This window comes from Flavobacterium sp., from assembly GCF_040382755.1.
Lineage (GTDB): Bacteria > Bacteroidota > Bacteroidia > Flavobacteriales > Flavobacteriaceae > Flavobacterium.
The window spans coordinates 1-3770 of record NZ_JBEIET010000158.1; the positions used below are offsets into that span (position 1 = coordinate 1).

A 3770-nucleotide genomic window follows, 5' to 3' on the forward strand; every position below is an offset into this window, starting at 1 on the left:
CAAGAACTTCTTGTTTATGGGCAAATACTCTATTGTCAATTCCTTTACCGATATAAAAGACTTTATTTGTTAATGGATTCACTAAAGCATAGACGTAAAAGCCCAGTTTAGTGACGGTTAAATTATCAAACATATTTAATTGATTTCGTTAGTGTTTTTTAAATATTTTTTCTCTTATTACTTATAATTTAAGGATAAGAAGTCTTTAAATTCAGTAGGATTTAATTCTTTTGAAACTTTAAATACTTTTTGATTTCCATTATCTTTTTCTAAGCTTAAACCCTTAGGATAAGATGTGTTTGATAAATTAAACAACTCAATTGATATTAATTCTGTTTGTTTTGGCGGATTATTAAGCTTAGCAAACACATTACTATTTTCAAATTTAATGTAACTGCCTAAAATTGTAAATTTTCCAGCATTTGAATTGGTAATTGCCAATAATGCTTCGAAAACAATTTGATATGTTTTTAATTTTATTTCAAGCCCCTCTTTTTTGGCACCGTTTGCAATTAATTCTTGTTTTATGATGTCAATTTTTGTTTTTATATCAGAGAAAATAGTTTTGTTTCCTCTTTTTTCAACCACACCTTTCATATTTACATCGTCATCAACATTCGTAATTGAAGCAAATTTTAATGCCATTACTGTTTTTTCATCTAATACTTCGGGTCTATTTTCGAATTTATTTCTCAAGAAATTAAATAACTCTAAGATGTTAAAAACTTTAGATTTTAAATACACATCATTTTGACAAGCACCATATATAATTTGTTCCCAATCTTCATCTAATTTTTCATTATCACCATATTTTTCAATATCAAGTTTAACAGCATCTAAATTGATGTTATTTTTATTAGCAAACCCTTTATCCCAATCATATATATCAGGCATTTGAGTAATTAATCTAAAGATTTTAGGGTAGGATATTTGTACCCCAATCATAGCAAATAGTATCAAATCATCTTCAGAGTCTGGAGGGTTGTCTCCAAAATCGGATGCATCATTTTCAAAATCAGAGTTTCTTAGGCTTCTTAATAATGAAAATGAATTAATATATCTTTTTAAACTTCTTGGATTAAATCCAATCGTATATTTTACAACATTTGTATATGAATCATTAAGTTCTTCTGGAATTTCGATAGATAAGGAACTTAATTTTTCAGAGAGTAAATTACCCATATCATATGTTCCTGTTGGCATCGAAAACGGAACTTGAATGATTTTATCAAAAAAGGAACGAAATTCGCGTTCATTTTCTTCGGTTTTTTTACCAAATTTCGATTCTAAACCTTTTACAACTACATCATAATCAATTGCCAATACAAAAACACAATTTGGTACGTCAAATAAGTTTTTTAAACTTTCTAATACTTCTACAGCTTGATCTGGTGGGATACGATCTAAATCATCTACAAGGAAAACAACTTTTTTATAATCATTATTTGGATCCTCTATTAATTTAGCAATAATATTTTCAATTTCTTTTTTTATCTCAGCAATTTCTGCTTGTTCTCTGTTGGCTTCTTCATGAACCATAGCGCCTTTTATATCGACACCTGTTTGATTTGCTATTACTTGATTGGCTACGTTTCCAAAAAATGAAAAAACTTTTTTCATACCATCTTCTGTCTTCTTCTCAATAGTCCAATTTTCCCCACAACTCAACTTTAAATTGGTAAGCATACCTTTTAAAATGGCAGGCGTAGTTTCAGCCGGATTTCTAAACATACTATATTCCCAAGTATTTACCCAAGAAGTAGCTATGTCTTCGCGTTTAAAATGCTCTAAAAGCATGTAAAGCATAGATGTTTTTCCGGTTCCCCATTCGCCTTGTAAACCAACAGTTAAAGGCGTATCGCCTTGTTTGATGAAATTAGATAAAACAGCACTGTAACGCGTCATTTTTAATTTATCCTCATCATTTTTTTCAATGGGTTTATCGGTAATACAAGATTTTAAATCCATAGGGTATAAAATTTATTTTTATATAATTAGTTTTAGATAATTTCTCTTTCAATAGATAGTTTTATTTTTGAATGCGATATCTGATTTCATAATGAAATGTTTTCTCGTAAAGCGCTACAACATCCAACCAAGCATAAGTATCAGAGAATGAACTTGTAGATTGAAGGCCAATGTATGAAAAGCCCGAATAAGGTTTTTTAACCAGTCCAACGCGACTTTGTGTAGATAAAGCACTATTGTTTATATCATATTTAAATGCACTTGCATATTCTTTACCTGGATATTGTATGAACTTTTTTATTTCTTTTTGTTTGTCAAAAAAGAACACATTTAACGTATAATCTTCGTCTTTTTTTGGTGGAAAAAGTGAATTTAGTATTTCACGACTTAAACTGGTGCTTTTTTCTTCTGATTCCCAAAGCGGTAATCCAAAAACTTTTACCTTTTTGGAGATTCTATTCACGTCGTTAAATAACTTTCCGTCCTCTCTTTCAGTATCTTCATCACCCGATATTCTTAGAGTGTAAATGAATTCAACCGTATTTTTAGGTATTTCTATGGGTACATATACTTTACTTTCACCAGACATAGAAAAAGTACTTGATACAATAAATTTCTTAGGTTGGTTAAATACTTTTTCAAATGCCATTGTAGTTCCAATTTTACTTTTATTGGTTTTTTTACTTACAACAACAGAGTCGCGAATTAATTTTGCCTTACTTAAGTAATTATCTATACTTCCAGATTTTCTTGAAACCTCTAAATTATAGTAGGATTCTTTTGGAAAGTAAATTTTTACAGAAAACGGATTATCAAAAAACACATCATAAGTAAAATCAACATCAGATGTTTTTTTAAATGTTTTTACAATTCGTCCACTGCGTTGCTCTACGATTGAAAAGAATTTAACTTTATTGTCGGAGTTAAATTTAATTCGGATACTGTCTTTACTTAAACCAAAAAAGTCTTTAACAATGAAGCTGTCTTCTGCTGCAAGTTCTCCGCTTTCTGCAATAACGGGTTTAAAAACTAAATCTTTTTCAGTGATTTTCTTTTCAGTTATTTCCGAATCTTCGGTTTTTTCATTATCCTTTTTGTTATCGCTAGGTGAGGTATTTTCGTTTTTTCCACCACAAGAAATCAACGCTAGGAATAAAAGCGGGTAAAGTAAATTGTTTATTTTCATAATTTAGTTTTGTGTGTTTCAAATTAATTTCTTCAAATTTAATTTATTATTCACTATATTTAGCCCAAATTATGCCCATGTATGTATAACGATTATTCTCAACTACTTATTGACGTTCAAAAAAAGTCAAATATTACTGTAACTTCACTTCGAGATGTTAAGTTTTTGAAAGAAGAAATAGATACGAATATTGATAATTCTATTGGCTTTAATACCCTTAGAAGGTTATTTGGATTTTTAGATAAAACAGTACCTTCTGTGGCTACCTTAAATACGTTATCGTTGTATCTTGGTTTTACTTCGTTTTCCAGTTATAAAAATAATCAAGCCAATTATAGCGAATGGTATTTTCAGCAAACTTTGTTACGCATGCAACGCCAAAGTAAAATAGGAGCAGAGGAAATAAATAAAATAAACATTGGTTTATTAGACGAAAAAAACATTGTTTATTTGGCTTATTTTTTATCATTTCATGTTGAGAAAAATAATTTAGAAATATTAGATGTTATTTTTAAGCATGTCGATTTTAAACACATAACAGGTACGCAGTTTCATAAATTTTCTACAACTATTTCATTGAGTCTGTCTAATATTCCAGAAAAAAAGGCTTTGCCCA

The 3770-nt window shown here is 29.2% G+C and carries 2 protein-coding genes and 1 pseudogene; 1 reads left to right on the forward strand and 2 read right to left on the reverse strand.

The annotated features are described in order from the left end of the window. Positions 1-177: 177 nt before the first annotated feature. Together ABWO04_RS10410 and ABWO04_RS10415 are read right to left on the reverse strand one after the other, a co-directional pair. A complete protein-coding gene (locus tag ABWO04_RS10410; RefSeq protein ID WP_353079642.1) occupies positions 178-1968 on the reverse strand; it encodes a KAP family P-loop NTPase fold protein in 1791 nt (596 codons plus the stop codon). 61 nt (positions 1969-2029) lie between these two features. Beyond that, a complete protein-coding gene (locus tag ABWO04_RS10415) occupies positions 2030-3154 on the reverse strand; it encodes a hypothetical protein (protein ID WP_353079643.1) in 1125 nt (374 codons plus the stop codon). Between the two features lie 81 nt (positions 3155-3235). Here ABWO04_RS10415 and ABWO04_RS10420 point away from each other — a divergent pair. Continuing rightward, positions 3236-3770 (forward strand): annotated as a pseudogene (locus ABWO04_RS10420) (hypothetical protein); the annotation flags it as partial.

What these genes read in the sequence shown, in the direction of transcription:
- ABWO04_RS10415 (WP_353079643.1), bottom strand. Translation starts at nt 3,154, where the DNA reads ATGAAAATAAACAATTTACTTTACCCGCTTTTATTCCTAGCGTTGATT.
- ABWO04_RS10410 (WP_353079642.1), bottom strand. Translation starts at nt 1,968, where the DNA reads ATGGATTTAAAATCTTGTATTACCGATAAACCCATTGAAAAAAATGAT.